Here is a 399-nt window from a genome sequence, read left to right on the forward strand (position 1 = left end):
TGCAGACGCAGTACGGTGGGGTCGTCGCCCCAGACGTCGTCGCCGACTTCGGCCGCCGACATCGCCGCGAGCATCGGCGGAGTTGGGCGGGTAACGGTCTCGCTGCGCAAATCGATCATTGTGTGTCCCTGTGCGTCCATGAATGACAGCCTACGGCAGCCGGCCGCGGGTGCATTCCGGGAGGCACGCGCACGCGCCGGCAAACGAGCCATACAGTGTATTCAATTCAGGCGGCGCTGAAAATCGGCGCATCCCCGAGAGGGCCGCCGATCCGGCCGCGGTGAGCCAACGCACGCTCAGTCGACGGACACGTTGGCGACGCTCAGCCGCCCGGCTTCGGCAGCCACTGGAGCGGATCGACCGGCTGGCCGTTCTGGCGCACTTCGAACTGGATCGAGG

At 67.2% G+C, this 399-nt stretch carries 1 protein-coding gene; it reads right to left on the reverse strand.

The features are described from left to right. On the reverse strand, positions 1 to 119 hold a 119-nt coding region (locus VSR34_RS38880; RefSeq protein WP_342965297.1), incomplete at its 3' end, for a beta-eliminating lyase-related protein. Between the last annotated feature and the right edge of the window lie 280 nt (positions 120 to 399).

The sequence above is a fragment of the Paraburkholderia sp. JHI2823 genome, assembly GCF_038900695.1.
Taxonomy (GTDB): domain Bacteria; phylum Pseudomonadota; class Gammaproteobacteria; order Burkholderiales; family Burkholderiaceae; genus Paraburkholderia; species Paraburkholderia mimosarum.